This window comes from Plantactinospora sp. CA-294935 (assembly GCF_050936445.1).
GTDB lineage: Bacteria > Actinomycetota > Actinomycetes > Mycobacteriales > Micromonosporaceae > Plantactinospora.
In genome coordinates this window covers 4742293-4763636 of record NZ_JBNJMU010000001.1, presented here as the reverse complement: position 1 = coordinate 4763636, position 21344 = coordinate 4742293, and the positions used below count along the sequence as shown (strand labels likewise).

Annotated in this window: 20 protein-coding genes; 9 read left to right on the top strand and 11 right to left on the bottom strand. The window is 72.7% G+C overall.

The genetic code is table 11. The features are described 5' to 3' along the window. Positions 1-63: 63 nt before the first annotated feature. A complete protein-coding gene (locus ACQEVC_RS21345) occupies positions 64-930 on the bottom strand; it encodes a carbon-nitrogen hydrolase family protein (protein ID WP_432880195.1) in 867 nt (288 codons plus the stop codon). Positions 931-1002: 72 nt separating this feature from the next. Between ACQEVC_RS21345 and ACQEVC_RS21340 the strand changes: the two genes are divergently transcribed. From ACQEVC_RS21340 to mug, 7 genes are all read left to right on the top strand, one after another. Then, positions 1003-1800 (top strand): thioesterase family protein, encoded by a 798-nt coding sequence (locus tag ACQEVC_RS21340; RefSeq protein WP_432880192.1) that lies wholly within the window; start codon positions 1003-1005, stop codon positions 1798-1800. An 86-nt stretch (positions 1801-1886) separates the two neighbouring features. After that, positions 1887-2465 (top strand): TetR/AcrR family transcriptional regulator, encoded by a 579-nt coding sequence (locus ACQEVC_RS21335; RefSeq protein ID WP_318399308.1) that lies wholly within the window; start codon positions 1887-1889, stop codon positions 2463-2465. A gap of 119 nt (positions 2466-2584) precedes the next feature. Continuing rightward, positions 2585-3523 carry a TIGR04222 domain-containing membrane protein gene (locus ACQEVC_RS21330; protein ID WP_432880190.1) on the top strand — a complete coding sequence of 313 codons (939 nt, stop codon included), beginning with the start codon at positions 2585-2587 and terminating at the stop codon, positions 3521-3523. Next, positions 3520-4362 carry a DUF692 domain-containing protein gene (locus ACQEVC_RS21325; RefSeq protein ID WP_432880187.1) on the top strand — a complete coding sequence of 281 codons (843 nt, stop codon included), beginning with the start codon at positions 3520-3522 and terminating at the stop codon, positions 4360-4362. Before ACQEVC_RS21330 ends, ACQEVC_RS21325 begins: the two co-directional genes overlap by 4 nt. A 1-nt stretch (position 4363) precedes the next feature. Beyond that, positions 4364-4852, top strand: coding sequence for a hypothetical protein (locus tag ACQEVC_RS21320; protein WP_432880184.1), 489 nt, complete (start codon positions 4364-4366; stop codon positions 4850-4852). A 210-nt stretch (positions 4853-5062) separates the two neighbouring features. Then, positions 5063-5824, top strand: coding sequence for an SDR family oxidoreductase (locus tag ACQEVC_RS21315; RefSeq protein ID WP_432880182.1), 762 nt, complete (start codon positions 5063-5065; stop codon positions 5822-5824). Positions 5825-5979: 155 nt separating this feature from the next. After that, on the top strand, positions 5980-6594 hold the full coding sequence (gene mug, locus ACQEVC_RS21310; protein ID WP_432880179.1) for a G/U mismatch-specific DNA glycosylase: 615 nt from the start codon (positions 5980-5982) through the stop codon (positions 6592-6594). A gap of 4 nt (positions 6595-6598) precedes the next feature. On the opposite strand, the gene ACQEVC_RS21305 is transcribed toward mug, so the two are convergent. From ACQEVC_RS21305 to ACQEVC_RS21290, 4 genes are all read right to left on the bottom strand, one after another. Beyond that, positions 6599-8554, bottom strand: a complete 1956-nt coding sequence (locus ACQEVC_RS21305) for an ABC transporter ATP-binding protein (protein ID WP_432880176.1) — start codon at positions 8552-8554, stop codon at positions 6599-6601. A 130-nt stretch (positions 8555-8684) separates the two neighbouring features. Next, positions 8685-9449, bottom strand: a complete 765-nt coding sequence (locus tag ACQEVC_RS21300) for an enoyl-CoA hydratase/isomerase family protein (RefSeq protein ID WP_346259017.1) — start codon at positions 9447-9449, stop codon at positions 8685-8687. Between the two features lie 46 nt (positions 9450-9495). After that, positions 9496-9723: a helix-turn-helix domain-containing protein gene (locus ACQEVC_RS21295; protein WP_007462679.1), complete on the bottom strand. Its 228-nt coding sequence runs from the start codon at positions 9721-9723 to the stop codon at positions 9496-9498. 557 nt (positions 9724-10280) lie between these two features. Next, the gene (locus ACQEVC_RS21290; RefSeq protein WP_432880169.1) at positions 10281-11888 is read right to left on the bottom strand and encodes an ABC-F family ATP-binding cassette domain-containing protein; all 1608 of its coding nucleotides are present in this window, start codon (positions 11886-11888) and stop codon (positions 10281-10283) included. 243 nt (positions 11889-12131) lie between these two features. Between ACQEVC_RS21290 and ypfJ the strand changes: the two genes are divergently transcribed. Beyond that, positions 12132-13043, top strand: a complete 912-nt coding sequence (gene ypfJ, locus ACQEVC_RS21285; RefSeq protein WP_432880167.1) for a KPN_02809 family neutral zinc metallopeptidase — start codon at positions 12132-12134, stop codon at positions 13041-13043. A 25-nt stretch (positions 13044-13068) separates the two neighbouring features. Here the strand turns inward: ypfJ and ACQEVC_RS21280 are convergent, their stop codons facing one another. Then, on the bottom strand, positions 13069-13716 hold the full coding sequence (locus ACQEVC_RS21280) for an acVLRF1 family peptidyl-tRNA hydrolase (protein WP_432880164.1): 648 nt from the start codon (positions 13714-13716) through the stop codon (positions 13069-13071). Positions 13717-13944: 228 nt separating this feature from the next. Beyond that, positions 13945-14571 (bottom strand): LysE family transporter, encoded by a 627-nt coding sequence (locus ACQEVC_RS21275; RefSeq protein WP_432880161.1) that lies wholly within the window; start codon positions 14569-14571, stop codon positions 13945-13947. Between the two features lie 260 nt (positions 14572-14831). On the opposite strand from ACQEVC_RS21275, the gene ACQEVC_RS21270 reads away from it, so the two are divergent. Beyond that, complete coding sequence (locus ACQEVC_RS21270; protein ID WP_432880159.1) at positions 14832-18080, top strand: penicillin acylase family protein; 3249 nt, start codon at positions 14832-14834, stop codon at positions 18078-18080. A gap of 52 nt (positions 18081-18132) precedes the next feature. Here ACQEVC_RS21270 and ACQEVC_RS21265 read toward each other — a convergent pair whose 3' ends face one another. From ACQEVC_RS21265 to ACQEVC_RS21250, 4 genes are all read right to left on the bottom strand, one after another. Next, positions 18133-19086 carry a DUF559 domain-containing protein gene (locus ACQEVC_RS21265; RefSeq protein ID WP_432891600.1) on the bottom strand — a complete coding sequence of 318 codons (954 nt, stop codon included), beginning with the start codon at positions 19084-19086 and terminating at the stop codon, positions 18133-18135. Between the two features lie 87 nt (positions 19087-19173). Beyond that, positions 19174-19551, bottom strand: a complete 378-nt coding sequence (locus ACQEVC_RS21260; protein ID WP_318399293.1) for a metal-sulfur cluster assembly factor — start codon at positions 19549-19551, stop codon at positions 19174-19176. Then, positions 19548-20036: a Fe-S cluster assembly sulfur transfer protein SufU gene (gene sufU / locus ACQEVC_RS21255; protein WP_318399292.1), complete on the bottom strand. Its 489-nt coding sequence runs from the start codon at positions 20034-20036 to the stop codon at positions 19548-19550. Before sufU ends, ACQEVC_RS21260 begins: the two co-directional genes overlap by 4 nt. After that, on the bottom strand, positions 20036-21340 hold the full coding sequence (locus tag ACQEVC_RS21250; RefSeq protein WP_432880155.1) for a cysteine desulfurase: 1305 nt from the start codon (positions 21338-21340) through the stop codon (positions 20036-20038). Before ACQEVC_RS21250 ends, sufU begins: the two co-directional genes overlap by 1 nt. Positions 21341-21344 lie beyond the last annotated feature (4 nt).

Below are 21344 nucleotides of genomic sequence, written 5' to 3'. Positions count from 1 at the left end.
ACCCGGTCGGACAACAGTCCCAGCATGTAAACAACCCGGGTTGGCCAAGCTGACAACAGGCGGTCAACCGGTCAACCGGGTCCGTACCCCGCCCTGCCCGGGCAGCCGGTCGGCGAGCATCCGGTGCGCGTCGCGTACCCGGTGCAGTTCGGCCGGGTCGAACCGCGCCACGACGACGGCGGCACCGGAGTCCGCGGCCCGGCGCAGCACCCGGCCCTCAGGGTCGTAGATCGCCGCGCCGCCGTTGAACCGCCACGGGGCCGCGCCACCGACCGCGTTGGCGAAGACCACGTACATGGTGTTGTCCAGCGCGCGGGCCCGGTAGTAGAGGTCACGCCGGTGTTCGGAGCCGACGAGGTAACCGCTCGGGCAGAGATAGCCGTGCGCCCCGTCGGCCGCCGCCGCCCGGCCGTGCTCGGGGAAACAGCCGTCGTAGCAGACCCCGAGCCCGAGCCGCCAACCGTCGACCAGCAGGGTCGCACCGCACCGCCCGGGCGTGAACAGCGCGTTCTCGTCCGGGCCCCAGAGGTGCTGCTTGGCGTATCCGGCGCTGACCCGGCCCGCGCCGTCCACCACCAGCGCCGAGCAGGTCCGGCTGCCGTCCGGGTGCCGGACCGCCGCGCCGACCGCTACCACCACCCGGCGGTCCCGGGCGACCGCGCGCAGCGGATCGAGCCGGGAATCCGCCACCTGCCCGTCGTGGTCGGCGGCCACGTCGGTACCGGCCGGATCGCCGGCCAGGGTCGGCGGGTGGTACGCCGGCAGGAACAGCTCCGGAAGTACGACGACCCGGGCGCCGTCGTCGGCGGCCCGCCCGACCAGCCGGGCGGCGGAGCCGGCGTTCCCGGCCACGTTCCCGGGTTCCGCCTCGGCCTGGACCGCGGCGACGGGCAGTGCTGCGGCCGGCGGTCCGGCGGTGGTCTGGGTCACGGCCGCGATGATAGCCGGGCGGGGATCCGGCGCCGATCTTGCGAAACTGCCGCCGGCGAGGAAAATCGGCCCGTGCCCGACGCTTTCTTCCTGCCCACCGACGACCCCGAGCGGTACGTCGCCACCCCGGCCACCGAGGGGCCGTGGAGCAGCGGCCTGCAACACGGCGGACCGCCGTGCGCGCTGCTGACCCGTGCCGTGGAACGGGCACCCAGCTCGCTGGACGGGGCGGCCCAGGTCACCCGACTGACGGTGGAGTTCCTCGGCGGCGTGCCGGTGGCCGAGGTCGCCGTCCGGGCCACCGTTGCCCGGCCCGGACGCTCGGTCGAACTGGTCGAGGCCGAACTGCACGCCGCCGGACGGGTGGTGCTGCGGGCCCGGGTGTGGCGGATCCGGCGTACCCCGGTCGACCTGCCCGCCGAGGTGGTCACCGCTCCGGTACCGCCACCGCCCCGGCCGGTGGAGCCGTCCGAATTCACCGAGCCGCGCTGGCAGATCGGCTACCTGCGGGCGGTCGACTGGCGGTTCGTCGACGGTCACTTCGAGCACCCCGGCCCGGCCTCGGCGTGGGCCCGGCAACGGATCCCGCTGGTGGCCGGGGAAGAGCCGAGCCCGCTGCAACGGGTCGCCCTGCTCGCCGACTCCGGCAACGGACTGAGCCGGCTGCTGGACATGGAGCAGTGGTGGTTCATCAACACCGAACTGACCGTGCACCTGCACCGACAGCCGGTCGACGAGTGGGTGCACGTACGGGCCGGCACGACCCTGGACGGGCACGGGTCCGGGCTGGCCGAGACGGTGCTCTCCGACGCCAGGGGCCCGCTGGGTCGGGGTGCCCAGGCCCTGATGGTCGGACGCCGCACCGGCTGAGCCGGTGTTCGGGGCGCCGGGTCGTACGACAACCCAAGACGTACGTACGGATTGCATACCGGGTCGCTGCCTGGCACGATCGGATGGTGCCCAGGGTAAGTCAGGACCAGCTCGACGCCCGCCGTCAGGAGATCCTCGGCGCGGCCCGGGCCTGCTTCGCCCGACACGGCTACGAGGGTGCCACGGTGCGCCGGCTCGAAGAGGCGACCGGGCTCTCCCGGGGAGCGATCTTCCACCACTTCCGGGACAAGGACTCGCTCTTCCTCGCGGTCGCCGAAGACGACGCCGCCGCCATGGTCGCGACGGTGGCCCGCAACGGTCTGGTGCAGGTCATGCGCGACCTGCTGGCCGGTGCCACCTCGCCGGACACCACCGGCTGGCTGGGCAGTCAACTCGAGGTGTCCCGGCGACTGCGCACCGACCCGGAGTTCGCGAAGCGCTGGGCGGAACGCTCGGCGAGCCTCGCCGAGGCCACCCGGGAGCGGCTGGCCCGGCAACGGGACGCCGGGGTGCTGCGCGACGACGTACCGATCGAGACGCTGGCCCGGTTCCTGGAGCTGGCCTACGACGGCCTGGTCCTGCAACTGGCGATGGCCCGGCCGGCCGGCGACCTCGGCCCGGTGCTGGACCTGGTCGAAGAGGCGGTCCGCCGGCCGGGCGGCTGAACGCGGTCGCCCGGACGGCGCGGTCGGCCGGTGGCAGGTTAGCCGAACCGCGACCGAGCCGGCTGGCGTACCTGATCCACAATGGTGGCAGTCCGACCCCCCGTACGCGGAGGCACCCCATGGACGTGCTGACGGTGCAGGCCGAGACCTGGGACGTTCCCGGGCCGGTCTTCCTGACCCTCTACCTCACTATCGCCGGACTGATCCTGCTCGGCACCCTGCTGCACCGGCTGATCGGGTTCGCCGGGCGCCGCCCGCCCGGGGCGGAGCGACTGCACCCCGTCCAGCTCGCCTGGTTGTCCGGCGGTGACCGGCTGGCCGTGCACGCCACGCTCGGCGGGCTGCGGGCCGCCGGGGCGGTCGGCACGATCCCGCAGCACCGGCTGGCGCAGACCGGGCCGTTGCCGATCCGGGCCACGCCGCTCGACGCCGCCGTGCACCGGGCGGCCGCGCAGGGCGTACGCGGACGGGCGCTCGACAACGATCCCCGGGTCCGCGCGGCGCTCGCCGACCTCCGGGCCGACCTGGCTCGGAGCGGCCTGGCGCTGTCCCCGGCGGCCCGTCCCGTCGCCCGGATCGGCCCGGTACTGCTGCTCGGGCTGCTGGCGGTCGGCCTGGCCCGACTGGTCGCCGGTCTGGCCGGCGGCCAGCCGGTCGGCTACCTCGGGCTGAGTCTGCTGGTGCTCGCACCCACCAGCGTGGTGCTGCTCTGCGCGGTCCCCCGGCGGACCCGGGCGGCGAACGCGCTGCTGCGCGACCTACGCGGGCAGCACCAGTATCTCGCGCCCCGGCACTCGCCCGCCTACGCCACCTACGGCGCGGCCGGCGCGGCGTTGGGGATCGCCCTGTTCGGCACGGCCGCGCTGGTCGAGTTCGACCCGGCGTTCGCGGTCGAGGCGGAGGTGCAGCGTGCGATGAGCGGCTCGGCAGCCGGCGGCAGCGGCTGGACGGCCGGCAGCACCGGCGACGGCTCCGGCGGCGACAGCTCCGGCGGCGACGGTTCGGGGGGCGGCGGATGCGGCGGCGGATGCGGCGGATGCGGCGGGTGCGGCGGATGACGACCGGGGACGGTGTGCCACTGCCGGAGACCGGATACGGGGTAGGGATCGGCTGGCGGCCCGAGATCGCCGGCTTCGTCGCGGAGCTGCCCGGCCTGCGCTTCGTCGAGGTGATCGCCGAGTCGATCCCCGCCGCCGGGCCACCGCCGGGCCTCGTCGAGCTGCGCGACCGCGGTGTGACGGTGGTACCGCACGGGGTGCGGCTCTCCCTCGGCGGTGCCGACCCGGTCGAGCCGGCCCGGGTACGCCAGTTCGCCCGGGCCGCCGAGCTGCTGGACGCGCCGCTGGCCAGCGAGCACATCGCCTTCGTCCGGGCCGGTGGGATCGAGGCGGGGCACCTGCTGCCGTTGCCGCGTACCCGGGAGGCCGTCGACGCGGTGGTCGGCAACGTCGCCCGGGTACGGGCCGAGCTCTCCGTCCCGCTGGCCCTGGAGCCGATCGCCGCCATCTTCGACTGGCCGGACGACGAGCTGGACGAGGCGGATTTCCTCACCGAGATCCTCGACCGGACCGGCGCGCTACTGCTGCTGGACATCGCCAACGTCTACGCCAACGCCCACAACCGGGGCACCGACCCGGTCGACCTGCTCGACCGGCTGCCGCTGGACCGGGTCGGCTACGTACACGTCGCGGGCGGGGCGGCCAGCGACGGGATCTACCACGACACGCACACCGACCCGGTGCCGCAGGAGGTACTCCACCTGGTCGCCGAGCTCTGCGCCCGGCACCGGCCGCCGGCGCTGCTGCTGGAGCGCGACGGGCACTATCCACCGGCTGCCGCGCTGCGCGCCGAACTCGACGCGATCGCCGCTGCCTCCGGCTACCCGGCGGTGACCTGAGATGACCGCCGATTCCCGCACCGGGCCGGCCGGGACGCTGGCCGACCGGCAGGCCGCGCTGGTGGCCGCGCTGGTGGCCGGGGCGCCGCTGCCACCCGGCTTCGACGCCCGGCTGGTCGGGGTGGCCCGATCGGCGCTGCTGCACAAGCGGGCCGGCGAGGTAGCCCGGCACTGGCCGCTGCTCGCCGCCATGCACGGCCGGCGCTGGTCGGCCGTCTTCGCCGCCTGGGCGGCGGACCGCCCGACCTCGGGTTCCGTCCGGGACGGCTGGGACCTGGCCCGGCACCTGGCCGCCGAGGGAGCGCTGCCAGGGCCCGCCGCCGAGGAACTCGCGGTCCGGGAGGCCGGCTGGCGGTACGACGGCCGCACGTCCGCACGCCGGCGCCGGCGCCCGGCGCTGCGCCGGACCGGAAACGTGCTGGTGGTGCAGGTCGCCGGTCGGGTACGGATGTGGACCGTGCCCGGCTCCCGGGCCGCCTTTCGTTCGTGACTGCGGGGCTCGCAAACCCGGCTCACTCCTCGCACCCACCGGGACCGCCTTCCGTTCGTGACTGCGGGGCTCGCAAACCCGGCTCACTCCTCGCACCCACCGGGACCGCCTTCCGTTCGTGACTGCGGGGCTCGCAAACCCGGCTCACTCCTCGCACCCACCGGGACCCGAAGATCGACTCGGCGCCGCCCGGGTCATAGGATCCCCTCCATGGATCTCGGACTCGCGGACCGGGTGTACGTGCTGACCGGCGCCTCGAAGGGACTCGGCTTCGCCACCGCACGGGCCCTGGTGGCCGACGGTGCCCGGGTGGTGATCTCGGCCCGGGACCCCGACCAGGTGGCCGCGGCGGCGGGACGGCTCGGCCCGGACGACCGGGTGCTGGGGCTCACCGCCGACCTGGCCACCCCGGACACCGCGACCCGGCTGGTCGACACCGCCCTGGAACGGTTCGGTCGGCTCGACGGCGGCCTCGTCTCGGTCGGCGGACCGCCGCCGGGCAGCGCCGCCCAGGCCACCGACGCGCAGTGGCGGGACTCCTTCGAGACCGTCTTCCTCGGCACGGTCCGGGCCGCCCGGACGATCGCGGCGGTACTGCCCAGCGGCGGCGCGCTCGGCCTGGTGCTCTCCAACTCGGTGCGGGCACCGATTCCGGGACTCGGCATCTCGAACGGGCTGCGGCCGGGGCTGGCCGGGGTGGCCAAGGACATGGCCGACGAGTACGGTCCGCGCGGCGTACGCGTACTCAGCCTGCTCCCGGGCCGGATCCTCACCGACCGCAACCGGGAACTCTTCGCCGCCAGCGGGGACCCGGAACGGGCCCGGGCCGACGCGGAGGCGGCGATACCGCTGCGCCGGATCGGCGACCCGGACGAGTTCGGCCGGGTGGCGGCGTTCGTGCTCTCCCCCGCCGCCAGCTATCTGACCGGGGTCACCATCCCGGTCGACGGCGGCGCGCTGCGCGGCCTCTGAGCTGGTCTCCGCCCGCCGACCCCGTTGTGGGCCGGGATAGTGTTGCCACCCGTCGGGGAGGTGAGCGTGATTTCGAGCGTCGGCATAATCGTGGCCGCCGTCGTCGGGGGGCTCTGCTGTCTGATGGTGGTGACCGCTGTGGTGCTGGTGGTGGTATGGGCGGCCCGGAAGAACCAACGGCCTTGACGGCGGACCGGCCGTCCCGGCCCCGACCGACCCCGGCCGAGGTGGCGGCGGCGGCCGATCGGCTGCTCCCCGACCTGATCGCCCCGGACCTGGACGTGCTCTTCTGCGGAATCAACCCGGGTCTCTACTCGGCCGCGACCGGCTGGCACTTCGCCCGGCCCGGCAACCGGTTCTGGCCCGCCCTGCACCGGGGCGGGTTCACGCCGCACCTGGTGGACCCGGCCGACCAGGCCGAACTGCTCGGCTACCGGCTGGGCATCACCAATCTGGCGGCCCGGGCCAGCGCGCGGGCCGACGAACTGACCCGGGAGGAACTCGTCGAGGGCGGGCGGCTGCTGGTCCGCAAGCTCCGGCGGTACCGGCCGCGCTGGGTGGCGGTGCTCGGGGTCACGGCGTACCGGACGGCGTTCGAGCGGCGTACCGCGAGGATCGGCCGGCAACCGGAGACGCTCGGCGGGGCGCGGCTGTGGGTGCTGCCGAACCCGAGCGGGCTGAACGCGCACTACACCGGGCCGGGATTGGCCGCCGAGTTCGCGGCGCTGCGGGCGGCGACCCTGGCGGAGCCGGCGCCGCTGGCGCAGTAGGCGGTCAGACCGGGTCGTAGTCGGGGCGCGGCATCGTGATCACCGGCTCCGGGCCGACCGCGTCGGCGTACGGGGCCGGGGAGTCGGCGACGGCGAACTGCGTCCGGTACAGCTCGGCGTAGAGGCCGCCGACGGCGACCAGTTCCTCGTGCCGGCCCCGTTCGACGATCCGCCCACGGTCCAGCACCAGGATCTGGTCGGCCTCCCGTACGGTCGAGAGCCGGTGCGCGATGACCAGCGCGGTACGCCCGCTCAGCGCCACCGACAGCGCCCGTTGCACCGCCGCCTCCGACTCGGAGTCGAGGTGTGCGGTCGCCTCGTCGAGGATCACGATCGACGGGGCCTTGAGCAGCAGCCGGGCGATGGCGATGCGCTGCTTCTCGCCGCCGGAGAACCGGTAACCCCGCTCGCCGACCATGGTGTCGAGCCCGTCCGGCAGCGAGCGGACCAGCTCTTCCACCTGGGCGCCGCGCAGCGCCGCCCAGAGTTCGTCGTCGGTCGCGTCGGGCTTGGCGTAGCGCAGGTTCTCGGCAATCGTCTCGTGGAACAGGTGCGAGTCCTGGGTCACCACCCCGATGGTGTCGCGCAGCGAGTCGAGGGTGGCGTCCCGGACGTCGATGCCGCCGACCCGGACCGCCCCGTCGGTCACGTCGTAGATCCGGGAGACCAGCATCGAGGTGGTGGACTTGCCGGCACCGGAGGGCCCGACCAGGGCCACCAGCTGGCCCGGCTCGACGGTGAACGAGACGCCGCGCAGCACCGGCTCGTTGACCCTACGGTCCAGCGTGGCGACCTCCTCCAGCGAGGCGAGCGACACCTCGGCGGCGGTGGGATAGCGGAACCGTACGTCGGAGAACTCCAGCCGCCGCGCGCCGCGCGGGATCTCGACCGCACCCGGCTTCTCGGCGATGGACGGGGTCAGGTCGAGCACCTCGAAGACCCGGTCGAAGGAGACCAGCGCGCTCATCACGTCCACCCGGACGTTCGACAGCGCGGTCAGCGGGCCGTAGAGCCGGGTGAGCAGCAGGGCGAGCGTCACCACCGTGCCGGCGCTGACGTTGCCCTGGACGGCGAGCCAGCCGCCGAGGCCGTAGGTCAGGGCCTGGGCCAGCGAGGCCACCAGCAGCATCGCCACGAAGAACGTGCGGGAGTACATCGCGGACTGGATGCCGATGTCGCGGACCCGCTCGGCCCGGTCGCCGAACCGTCGCGCCTCGACGTCGGGCCGGGCGAAGAGCTTGACCAGCAGTGCCCCGGCCACCCCGAACCGCTCGGTCATGGTGGCGTTCATCTTGGCGTCGAGGTCGTACGACTCCCGGGTGATCTCCGCCAGCCGGCGGCCGACCCGGCGGGCCGGGATGATGAAGATCGGCAGTAGCACCAGGGAGAGCGCGGTGATCTGCCAGGAGAGCGTGAACATCACGGCGGCGGTGAGCACGAGCTGGATGATGTTGCTGACCACCCCGGAGAGGGTGCTGGTGAAGGCCCGCTGCGCGCCGGTCACGTCGTTGTTGATCCGGCTGACCAGCGCCCCGGTCTGGGTGCGGGTGAAGAACTGCAGCGGCATCCGCTGGACGTGGTCGTAGACCCGGGTCCGCAGGTTGAGGATGATCCCCTCGCCGATCCGCGCCGAATACCAGCGCTGAGCCAGTGAGAGCAGCGCGTCGACCACCGCGAGGCCGGCGATCACCAGGGCCAGCCGGACGACCAGGCCACCCGCGTCGGAGCCACCCCGCGAGATCGCGTTGATCACGTCACCGGCCAGCACCGGGGTCGCCACCCCGATGACCGCGGCGAACACCACCGTGACCAGGAACACCACGATGTCCCGCCGGTACGGCCGGGCGAACTCGACAATTCGCCGTACGCTGCGCCGGCTCACCCGGTGTGCGGTCACCTCGTCGCGGTTGCGCAACGAGCGCAGCATGTTCCAACCGCCCATGCTGGCACCAGCACCCATCGGGTTCACCACGCGCGACCTCCCAGTCGTCCTCGACGACTACGACAACCGGAGTGGCGGCCCGATTCTTCCCGAATGGTCCCTTGATCACACACCCCGTCGGCTGATCATGCAGCCGTCGGGCTCCAGCCTATTCGCCGGCTCCGACAAGATCGCGCATACGCCGGGCCTGCGCCTCGCGCTCGGCCCGCTGCTGCTCCGCCGGAGAGCGCCCGGAGGCGCCGGCGAGCAGCGCCTTGATCTCCACCACCGCGTCCCGGTTGCCGCTCAGGATCGCCGCGGTCAGGTCCTGGACCGCCGCGTCGAGGTCGTCCGGGGGCACGACCACGGTGGCCAGGCCGAGCCGTTCCGCCTCGGCCGCGTCGATCCGCCGGCCGGTCACGCAGATCTCCAGGGCCCGGGCGTAGCCGACCAGATCCACCAGCCGCTTGGTGCCGGCGAGATCGGGCACCAGGCCGAGGGTGACCTCGGCCATCGCGAACGTGGCGTCGGAGGCCAGCACCCGCAGGTCGCAGGCGAGCGCGAGCTGGAAGCCGGCCCCGATGGCGTGCCCCTGCACCGCCGCGATCGAGATCAGGTCGGGCCGGTGCAGCCAGGTGAACCCGGCCTGGAAGCCGGCGATCCGCTCGGCACACTCCTCCGGCGGCAACGCGGCCATCTCGGCCAGCGAGTTCTCCGCCCCGGAGCGGCCGGTCGCCACCGAGAGGTCGAGCCCGGCGGAGAAGGCCCGACCCTCGCCCCGTACCACCACGACGCGTACGTCGCCCGGGAGGTCCCGGGAGAAGTCGCGCATCGCCCGCCACATCTGTGGGGTCTGTGCGTTGAGTACGTCGGGCCGGCACAACGTCAGTGTCGCGACCGGCCCGTCGCAGTTGAGTCGTACGCCGACGGTCACGAAGACGTCCGTGGGCGTACGGGTCCGGACCCGGCTGCTGAGCGGGTCACGCCTTCTTCCGACGACGCGCGCCGCCACGCTGACGAAGCTGTACACCAGACTCGGTGAGCACCCGGTGGATGAACCCGTAGGAACGGCCGGTCGAGGCCGCCAGGGCGCGGATGCTTTCGCCGGAGGTATACCGCTTGACCAGGTCCTTGGCGAGCGTCTGGCGCTCGGCTCCGACGATCCGGCGACCCTTCTCAGTGCTGGTGGCTGTGCCAGTGGCTGCCATGTTGATTCCTCACGTCCCAGACTGTGCGGTTCGATACGGTCCCACCTATTAGACCGCCTCGAACGATCATGCGCTAGATATCAACTCTGCGCCAACCGACACGCACAGCAGTGTCAGTTTCCCGATTGAGTGATTGCGCCACCGACGCCGTCCACACCCACCATCCGAGCTTCCACCGCACGTCAGCAGGGATTTCGAGCCGCGAGCGTCCGGTCGCGACCCGGGTCGCCGCGGTTTTCCCGGCCCCCGGTCGAGTTTCCTTCCACGCAACGGGAGTTTCGCCTCATCATCCGGCGAGTTTCGTTCTGCCGACGTCAAGTTTCGGCTCCCGTCGCGGAGAGTTTCGTTGCCGGCTCGGATTCCGTAGGGGCGGATTCCGCAGAATGGTGTTCCGGTCCGCGCAGTGTCGTCTGTGGCTCGCCGCCGGCAAACCCCGAGACATTGTCGTACTGACCGTCCTCATCGTCACGTCGTCACCGGCGCGACGGTACCGATCGCAGCAGATCGTCGTCGGTCAGTACCCGGAATCCCGCCGCCGGCCGGCGGCGGGACCGCCGCTAGGCCAGCTCGACCAACTCGAGCAGGTCGTCGCTCCAGGCGTCCTCGTCGCCGTCGGGCAGCAGGATCGCCCGGTCGGGCTTGAGCGCCAGCACCGCGCCCGGATCGTGGGTGACCAGTACGATCGCCCCCGGATAGCGGGCGATCGCATCGAGCACCTGCTCCCGGCTCACCGGGTCGAGGTTGTTGGTCGGCTCGTCCAGCAGCAGCACGTTCGCGCCCGAGCAGACCAGGGTGGCCAGCGCCAGCCGGGTCTTCTCGCCGCCGGAGAGCACCCCGGCGGGCTTGTCCACGTCGTCGCCGGAGAAGAGGAACGCGCCGAGGATCTTGCGCAGGTCGGTGTCGGACTGCTCGCTGGCGGCGCTGCGCATGTGGTCCAGCACGCTGCGGTCCACGTCGAGGGTCTCGTGCTCCTGCGCGTAGTAGCCCAGCCGCAGCCCGTGGCCCGGCCGGACCTCGCCGGTGTCCGGCTGCAGCAGCCCGCCGAGGATCCGCAGCAGGGTGGTCTTGCCGGCGCCGTTGAGCCCGAGGATCGCGACCCGGGAGCCCCGGTCGACGGCGACGTTGACGTCGGTGAAGATCTCCAACGAGCCGTACGACTTGGAGAGCCCGGTGGCGGTCAGCGGCGTCTTGCCGCACGACGCCGGGCTGGGGAACCGGACCTTGGCCACCCTGTCGGCGACCCGGGCCTCCTCCAGCCCGGAGAGCAGCTTCTCGGCCCGGCGGGCCATGTTCTGCGCGGCCACCGTCTTGGTCGCCTTGGCCCGCATCTTGTCGGCCTGGGCCATCAGCGCGCCGGCCTTCTTCTCGGCGTTGGCCCGCTCCCGGCGGCGGCGACGCTCGTCGGTCTCCCGCTGCTCCAGGTATTTCTGCCAACCGACGTTGTAGACGTCCACCACCGAGCGGGTCGCGTCCAGGAACCAGACCTTGTTGACCACGGCCTCCAGCAGCGAGGCGTCGTGACTGATCACGATCAGGCCGCCCTTGTGCCCGGAGAGGAACCCGCGCAGCCAGGTGATCGAGTCGGCGTCCAGGTGGTTGGTCGGCTCATCGAGCAGCAGGATCCCGCCGCCGTTCTCGGCCGCGTCCCGGAACAGGATCCGGGCCAACTCGACCCGGCGGCGCTGGCCGCCGGAGAGGGTGCCGATGGTCTGCGCGAGGATCCGATCGGGCAGGCCGAGGTTGGCGCAGATCCGCGCCGCCTCCGCCTCGGCGGCGTACCCGCCGAGGGAGGCGAACTGGTCCTCCAGCGCGCCGTACCGGCGGACCAGCCGGTCGTCACCGCTGCCGTCGGCCAACTGCTCCTCGATCTCCTTCATCCGGGCCATCAGCACGTCCAGCCCCCGGGCGGAGAGCACCCGGTCCCGCGCGGTGACCCCGAGGTCGCCGGTACGGGGGTCCTGCGGCAGGTAGCCGACCTGGCTGCGCCGGTCGATCTGCCCGGAGTAGGGCTGGCCCTCGCCGGCCAGCACCTTCAGGGTGGTGGTCTTGCCGGCGCCGTTTCGGCCGACCAGGCCGATCCGGTCGCCGGGCTGGACCCGCAGCGTGGTGTCGGACAGCAGGATCCGGGCGCCGGCACGGAGTTCCAGGCCGCTCGCAGTGATCATGTCGGAGGACTCGCTCTCGGGGTCGAAGGCTGACTCAGGGCACACGAACGAGCCGGCGGACCACGGATCCGTCGGCTCGGGGCGTTCAGCCTTCGCAGAGCAGCACGGTCCGATTGTACCGGGCGCCCGGCGGGAGCCGGGGCCGGATTACCGATCAAGATCACCGGGTATCGACAAACCGCGACATCGGGCAGGAGCAGACATCGGGCGAGGCATCGGCGATCAGGGCGATCGGGGTACGGGATGGAACTCAACAAGGACGCGCAGATCGATACCAGTCAGGTGGAGGACCGGCGCGGCTCCGGCGGCGGGCTGGCCGGGATCCCCATCCCGATCGGCGGTGGCCGGGGCGGCGTGGTCGGCCTGATCATCGCCGTCCTGGTCACCCTGGTCGGCGGCGGCTTCGGGGTCAGCCAGCTCACCGGCGGGGGCGGCGAGGAGCAGGGCGACAACACCGCGCTGGAGCAGCGGTGCCAGGCCGAGGACGCGCTGGGCCAGCTCGACTGCCGCAACACCCTCTACGTCAACTCCATCCAGGCGTACTGGCAGCGGGCGATGCCGCAGCACTTCGACCGGCCTTACCAGGAATCCGACACGGTCTTCTTCGCGCAGGCGGTGAGCACCGGCTGCGGCCAGGCCGACTCCGGGGTCGGGCCGTTCTACTGCCCGCTCGACGACCAGGTCTACATCGACCTGAGCTTCTACCGGGTACTCGCCGAGCAGCTCGGCGCCCCCGGCGAGTTCGCCCAGCCGTACGTGCTGGCGCACGAGTACGGCCACCACGTGCAGGACCTGCTCGGCACCGAGCAACGGGTACGCGACCAGCGGCAGGCCAGCCCCGACGAGGCCAACCGGCTCTCGGTGCTGCTGGAACTCCAGGCGGACTGCTACGCCGGCGCGTGGGCCCGCAACGCCACCGGCACCGCCGACGACCGGGGCGTGAAGATCTTCACCAGCCTCACCGAGCGGGACATCCAGGAGGGGCTGGACACGGCGGCGGCGATCGGCGACGACGCGATCCAGCGGAGGTCCGGCGGCCGGATCGACGAGTCGCAGTTCACCCACGGCAGCTCGGCCGACCGGCAGAAGTGGTTCGGCACCGGCTACTCCAGCGGCGACCCGACCACCTGCGACACCTTCGGCACCGCCCGCTGACCACTGCGCCGTGGAGTATCGCCGGCTACGGATCGCGGACCAGCACGCGTACCGCCCGGGCGGCGGAGATCGCGTCGACCAGTACGGTGTGCCGGGGTTCGGGTACGTCGAGCAGCCGCTCGGCCCGCAGCGCCGCCACCGGGGCCAGCCGCCGGTCGGCCAGGATGGTCTCCACCGCCCGCCGGTCGCCGCCGGCCACCACGGCGGCGAGCCGGCCTGCCTCGGGCAGCAGCAGCCGGACGGCCAGCTCCGCCCCGTCGGCCGCGGCGGCCTTGGCCTGGTTGTCCCGGCGCCGGGCGAACCGCTGCTGTGACCAGCCACCGGCCGCCGTGCGGCCCTGCACGTAGCGGCTGTCCACCTTGGAGACGACGAGGCGGTCGCCCTCGGCGACGCCGACCGCCACCGCACCCTTGCGGGCCAGCAACAGGCCCAGCCGCCGAGGTGCGGCGACCTGCGCCGCGAAGGCGGGCAGATCGTCCGGGGCGGGCACGCCCGGCGGCGGATGCAGCACCGCGAGCGTGCCGTCCGGGGCGGTCAGCCGCAACCCGTCCGGCCCGGCGTCGACCTCCGGCGGCCCGCCGTGCCGCTCGGCGAAGCCGTCGAGCCAGCGGGCGAGCCGGGCCGGGGGCACGTCCACCCACCGGCCGCCGCCGGCAGCGGGTCGGCTGTTCATCCCCGAACGGTACGACGTCCACCGCCGGCACCCGGCCGCCGGGTCCGGCCCGTCCATAAGCTTCGGGCAGCAGGTCGCACCGGCCGCCGGGTCGTACCCGGCCCGCACCGCCGGTTCGTCGTGGGCCCGGCGGTCGAGTTGCTGGAAGAGGTGTGCGGGGGGTCGGCGACTTCACCGGCTGGTGCGCGTCCCGTCCGGAGAGCTTCGGCGACCGGCCGCAGGTCCCGGTCAGCGCAGCAGCAGGTGGACGGCGAGTGCGGCGATCAGCGCGCTGGAGACGAGCGCGGTGCCCAGCCTTCCCCGGGGTCCGGAGAGCACCCGGCCGATCAGCGAACCGCCGGAGGCGACCAGTAGCTGCCAGCTCGCCGAGGCGACGAACGCCGCGAGCGCGAATGCCGCCTCCGCACCGCCCGACCAGTCGGTGCCGGCCCGCCGGCCGAGCACCAGGGCGGCGAAGTAGAGGATCGTCATCGGGTTCAGCAGGGTCAGTGCCAGCAGCCCGCCGTACGCCCGCAGTGGCGTGCCCAGGCTCCGGTCGGTCCTGGCCGCCCGGCCCGGGTCGGTCCGGTGCCGGACGGCGCCCCAGGCACCCGTACCGGCCAGCAGCAGCAGTACGCCGACCGCTACCCAGCGCAGCGGCTCGGCGATCGGCTCGATCAGGCCGGCCAGCGCGGCGCCGCCGAGCACGGCGACGGCCGCGTACAGCCCGTCGGCGGTGGCGACCCCGAGCGCGGCGGCGGCGCCGACCCGGATCGAGGTACGCGCGGTCAGTCCGATCACGAGGATGGCGATGGCGCCGACCGGTATGGCGACGCCGTATCCGGCGAGCAAACCGGCGACGAGCGCGTCGGTCATGACGGTGCCGCGGTGATCGACGCCGACCGGGTGCGCTTCCGCTGTCGCCGGGCGGCCCGGTCGGGCACGGCGGCGAAGGCGGAGGTCCACGAGGCAGGCGTGATCACGGGACGATTCTGGCCGGTCGTGCGGCCGCCCGCGACGGATTATCCGCCAGCGCTGCCGAGCCGATCCAGGACTATCTATCGACCCGGTGAACTCGTTACCATCCGGTAGCTGAATGTTGCTCACATTCACTCGTACCGTCGGAAGGATTCCCGATGGCTCACCGTCAGCGCCGCCGCGCCGCCGCCGGGATCGGGGTGCTCAGCGCGGCCGTGCTCGCGTTCACCGCCGCCCCGGCACCGGCCGCCCCGCCGTCCGGCCCGCTCACCGCGCCGCCCGCCGCCCCCGCCGACGCGCCGGCCACCATCGCCTTCGCGGCCGGCGACTACTGCCTGGGCGAGTGTGCCGACATCCTGCCGCCGGGCCAGAACGGCAACGCCACCCTGGTCGAGGTACTGGCCAACCAGGCGCTCGGGGTGCTGCCCCGGCACGCCGGCGACCAGCTCGACCGGTACGCCAACCTGGTCTACGGGTACGCCGGGCTGCGTGAGGAGCAGCTCGGGGCGTTCTTCAACGACGCCTCCTTCGGGGTGCCGCCCGGCCAGGTCGAACGCAGCTACTCGCCACGGGCCGACGTCACCGTGCTGCGGGACCGGGCGACCGGCGTCCCGCACGTCACCGGTACCACCCGGGGCGGCACGATGTTCGGCGCCGGTTACGTCGGCGCCGAGGACCGGCTCTTCACCATGGACCTGCTCCGGCACGTCGGCCGGGGCACCCTCACCCCGTTCGCCGGTGGGGCACCGGGCAACCGGGCCCTCGAACAGAGCGTCTGGCGGAACTCGCCGTACACCGAGGCGGACCTCGCGGCCCAGGTCGCCGCGCTGCGCCAGCGGGGTCCCCGGGGCGAGCAGCTCTACGCCGACGTGCAGGAGTACATCGCCGGGATCAACGCCTACATCCGGCACTGCATGGCCAACCGCAACTGCCCCGGCGAGTACGTGCTGACCGGGCACCTGGACGCGATCACCAACGCGGGTGGGCCGGAGCCGTTCCAGATGACCGACCTGATCGCGATCTCCGGCGTGGTCGGCGGGCTGTTCGGCGGCGGTGGCGGACACGAGATGCAGTCGGCGCTGGTCCGGATCGCCGCCCGGGCGAAGTACGGTCCGGTCGAGGGCGACCGGGTGTGGACCGCGTTCCGGATGCAGAACAACCCGGAGACGGTGCTGACCCTGCACGACGGGCAGAGCTTCCCGTACGGCGCCGCCGACCCGGACGCGCCCAGCGTGGTACTGCCGGACCCCGGCTCGGCCCGACCGGAGGCGGTCACCGCCAACCCCAGCGGGTCGGCCCGGCAGGCCACCGGCGGACCGTCCGAGCTGGCCGCCGCGCTGTCGGGGCTGACCATCACACCACGGGGGATGTCGAACGCCGCCGTGATCTCCGGTGCGCACTCGGCCACCGGCCACCCGATCGCGGTATTCGGCCCGCAGACCGGCTACTTCGCGCCGCAACTGCTGATGATGCAGGAGTTGCAGGGGCCGGGGATCAGCGCCCGGGGGGCGGCGTTCGCCGGGGTCAACCTCTACGTACTGCTCGGCCGGGGCCAGGACTACGCCTGGAGCGCCACCTCGGCCACCCAGGACATCACCGACACCTACGCGGTGCCGCTCTGCACCACCGACGGCAGCGCACCGACGCTGGCCAGCAACTTCTACCGCTATCGCGGGCAGTGCCTGGCGATGGAGGAACTCTCGCACGTCAACTCCTGGCGGCCGACCGTCGCGGACGGCACGGCGGCCGGCTCGTACACGATGATCGCCCGACGGACCAGGCTGGGGCTGGTGGCCTGGCGGGGCACGGTCGGCGGGGTGCCGCACGCGTTCACCCAGCTCCGGTCGACGTACCGGCACGAGGCCGACTCGGCGATCGGGTTCCAGATGTTCAACGACCCCGCCGCGATGGGCTCCGCCGCCCAGTTCACCGCTGCGGCCTCCGAGATCGGGTACGCCTTCAACTGGTTCTACGTCAACTCGCGCCAGGCGGCGTACGCCAACTCCGGGCTGAACCCGGTGCGGGCCGCCGGGTCGAACCCGAACCTGCCGATCCGGGCCGAGCCGGCGTACGAGTGGCAGGGCTTCGACCCGGCCGGCAACACCGCGAGCTACCACCCGGCGTCGGCGCACCCGAACTCGGTCGACCAGGACTACTACGTGAGCTGGAACAACAAGCAGGCCGCGGACTACGGCGCCTCGGACGGCAACTTCAGCTTCGGTCCGGTACACCGGGGCGACCTGCTGGACAAGCCGATCCGGGCGGCGATCGACGCCGGGCAGAAGTTCGACCGGGCCTCGCTGACCGCGCTGGTGCAGCGGGCCGGCCTGACCGACCTGCGCGGGATCGAGGTGCTCGACGAGCTGGTCCGGGTGCTGGAGAGCCAACCGGTCGGCGACGCCGGCCTGGCCGGGGCGATCGGCCGGCTGAAGGCGTGGCGGCAGGCCGGGGCGCTCCGGGTGGAGACCTCGGCCGGCTCGAAGTCGTACCAGCACGCCGAGGCGATCCGGGTCTTCGACGCCTGGTGGCCGCTACTGGTCCGGGGCCAGTTCGCCGGGCCGCTCGGCGGCGACCTCTACCGGGCGCTGGTCAACGCGATGCAGATCAACGAGTCCCCCTCCGGGCACCAGCAGGGCGACACCCCGGACCTGCCCGGTTCGGCCGCCGACGCCCAGACGCACAAGGGCTCGTCCTTCCAGTACGGCTGGTGGGGTTATGTTGACGCCGACCTGCGGGCGGTGCTCGGCGAGCCGGTCGCGGGCGGGCTCGGCCGGACGTACTGCGGCGACGGGAGCCTGGCCGCCTGCCGGCAGATCCTGCTGGAGACCCTGCGTACCGCCGCTGCCCAGCCGGCGGCCGAGGTCTATCCCGGCGACGAGCACTGCGCCGCCGGGGACCAGTGGTGCGCCGACGCCATCGTGCAGTCCCCGCTGGGCGGGATCCGGCACGCCACCATCGCCTGGCAGAACCGGCCGACGTACCAGCAGGTGGTCTCGTTCCCGGCCGGGCGCGGCGACGAGCTGACCAATCTCGCCGCCGGGCGGCCGGTGAGCGCGTCGAGCAGCCAGCTCGGCAACGGTGCCGCCCGGGCGGTGGACGGCGATCCGGGTACCCGCTGGGCCAGCTCCTGGGCGGACAACCAGTCGATCACCGTCGACCTCGGGTCGACCCGGCCGGTGGGTCGGGTGGTGCTGCACTGGGAGGCGGCGTACGCGCGGTCGTACCGGATCGAGGTCTCCACCGACGGTACGAGCTGGCACCCGGTCTGGTCGACCACGGCCGGCGACGGCGGCACCGACAACGTCGACTTCCCCGCCACCCCCGCCCGCCACCTCCGTCTGCACGCCCTCACCCGAGCCACCGGCTACGGCTTCTCCCTTTGGGAGTTCCAGGCGTACGCACACTGAGGTCGGCCGCGAGATCTTGACGACTTGTTGTCGTTCGTGCAACAACAAGTCGTCAAGGTCTACGGGTTGCCCGGCGCCAGCCTGCGGCGGTGAGGGCGTGCTGTAGTTGATCAGCTACTTGGGCGGGGTGGTGGCGGATCTGGTGGGCCGTGAAGCGGAGTAGGCGGTCGCCGGCCAGCCACACCTCGTTCTGCCGGCGCATGTCCGCCTCCCAGTGGTGTACCTCCATGTGGTACGCACCGTCGACCTCGACGTGCAGTCCCCAGCGACGCCAGTACGCGTCCAGGTAGCGCACCCGACCGCCGGCATCACGGCGCCGTTCCTGTAGGTCGGGCCGGGGCAGGCCGTACCGCCGGCAGAGCCGCACGAAATCAATCTCGGAGAGGGCCTCCGCGCCACCTTCGACGTCCCGGGCGGTCTCCAGCACCAGCGCCCGCCGACGGGCCCGAGGCAGCTCTTCGACCACTTTGATGATCTCTCCGGGCAGCACCAGGCGCTGCTGGCAACCGGCCGCGATCACCGACCGCGCCTCGTCGTCGGTACGCGCCCAGCCGGCCGCGTCCACAAGCGACCGGGCCGTACCGGTCCGGGGTGGCCGGGCCGCCTGCACCTGCTCCGGCGGCAGCGACCTGGTCCGGTGCACCCGTACCCCGGGCATTCCGGGTTCGAGTCGGCGACGGGCGGTCGAGGTGCTGTGCCGCTCCGGCACCAGTACGTCGATCGGCTCCCGTCGAAAACCGCGCAGCCCCGCCTCGGCGGCAGCGCTCAGTCCGGCGAGCACCGCGTCGGAGCCGACCGACAGCACCGCCACCCAGAGCTGCTGGGCCCGGGTCAACTCACCCGGATGCGCCACCAGTACGCCGCGACACCACCGTCGCCATCGCCCGGTCGCGAGCAGGTGCCGCACCCTGCCGGGCGAGAGCGCCGCGACAGCCTGCCCCCACCCCAACACCTGCGCCTGCTCGAACAACAACCAGTCCAGCTCGCCGCCCTGCTCCCCCGGCATCCGCACCGGGGAAGTTCACCGGAGATGTTGACGAGTTGTTGTCGTTCCCACGACAACAACTCGTCAAGATCTGCGACAGTCGAGCGCTCAGACGTTGAAGCCGAGGGCGCGAAGTTGGTCGCGGCCCTCGTCGGTGATCTTGTCGGGGCCCCACGGGGGGAGCCAGACCCAGTTGATCCGGATGTCGTTGACGAGGCCGCCGCCGGGTCCGGTGGTCAGCGCCTGCCGGGCCTGGTCCTCGATCACGTCGGTCAGCGGGCAGGCCGCCGAGGTGAGCGTCATGTCCAGGGTCGCGACGTTCTCGTCGTCGACGTGCACCCCGTAGACCAGACCGAGGTCGACCACGTTGATGCCCAGCTCGGGGTCGACGACGTCCTTCATCGCCTCTTCGATGTCGGCGACCGCTGCCCTGCCGGTCGACCCCGTCGACTCGGCCGACGCGGTCGTCGTGTCCTGATCAGTCATGCCGTCTTCACCTCGCTCCGCTCGTTACTGTCCTCGCCCGCGGCCTCGACGTCCACTCCGGCCCTGGCCGCGGCATCCTTGAACGCCATCCAGGGCAGCAGCGCGCACTTCACCCGCGCCGGATAGCGGGCCACCCCGGCGAACGCCACCGCGTCGCCGAGCAGTTCCTCGTCCGGGGTGACCTGCCCACGCCCGGACATCAGCTCGACGAACGCGGCGTGCACCGCGAACGCGTCCCCGGTATGCCTGCCGGTGAGCAGCTCGTGCAGCACGCTCGCCGACGCCTGGCTGATCGAGCAGCCGAGACCGTCGTACGACACGTCACTGAGCGTATCGTCGTCCAGCGCGACCCGGACGGTCACCTCGTCCCCGCAGGTGGGGTTGACGTGGTGCGCCTCGGCGGCGTACGGCTCGCGCAGCCCGCGCCCGTGCGGATGCTTGTAGTGATCCAGGATGATCTCCTGGTAGAGCTGGTCGACCTGCATTACCCGAACACCTTCCGTACCTGTTCCAGCCCGCGCACCAGGGCGTCGACCTCGCTGGTCGTGGTGTACAGGTAGAACGAGGCGCGGGTCGTCGCCGGTACGCCGAACCGGACGCAGACCGGTCGCGCACAGTGATGACCGACCCGCACCTCGATGCCCTCGGCGTCCAGCACCTGACCCACGTCGTGCGGGTGGATACCGTCCAGCGCGAACGAGATCGTCCCGCCCCGGCCCACCGGCACCGACGGACCGAAGATCCGCAGCCCGGGCACGGTCCCCAGGGCGTCCAGCGCGTACGCGGTCAGTTCCTTCTCGTGCCACTGGATCGCCTTCATGCCGATCCCGGTCAGGTAGTCCACCGCCGCGCCCAGCGCCACCGCCTCGGCGATCGGCGGGGTACCCGCCTCGAACCGGGCCGGCGGCGGCGCGTACGTCGAGCCGGTCATCGCGACCGTCTCGATCATCGATCCGCCGCCGAAGACCGGAGGCATCGCGGCCAGCAGCTCGCCCCGGCCCCAGAGCACCCCGATCCCGCTCGGCCCGCACATCTTGTGGCCGGTGAACGCGATGAAGTCGGCGTCCAGGTCGACCACGTCGACCGGCAGGTGCGGCACCGACTGCGAGCAGTCGAGCAGCAGCAGCGCGCCGACCTGCCGGACCCGCTCGGTGATCCGGGCGGTGGCGTTGATCGTGCCGAGGATGTTGGACATGTGCACGATCGAGACCAGTTTGGTCCGCTCGTTGACCAGCTCCTCCAGCCCGGACTCGTCGAGCCGGCCGCCGTCGGTGACCGGGAACCAGCGCAGCGTGGCACCGGTCCGCTCGCAGAGCAACTGCCACGGCACGATGTTGGAGTGGTGCTCCATCTCGGAGATCACGATCTCGTCGCCGGGGCCGAGCCGGAACCTCGGGTCACCGCCCGCGCCGACCGAGGCGTTGGAGAAGGCGTACGCGACCAGGTTGATCGCCTCGGTGGAGTTCTTGGTGAACACCACCTCGTCGGCACTCGGCGCGTTGACGAACGCCGCCACCTTCGCCCGGGCCCCCTCGTACGCCTCGGTCGCCTCCGTCCCGACGGTGTGCACCGAGCGGGAGACGTTGCCGTTGTGCCGCTCGTAGTGCTCGCGCAGCACGTCCAGCACCTGACGGGGCTTCTGCGAGGTGTTCGCACTGTCGAGGTAGACCATCGGGTGGCCGTTGACCTCGCGCCCGAGGATCGGGAAGTCGGCGCGTACCGCCTCGACGTCGTAGCGCGGCACGTCGTCGTACTGTGGCATCCCCGGCGGGATCGCGATGCTGGTCATCTCG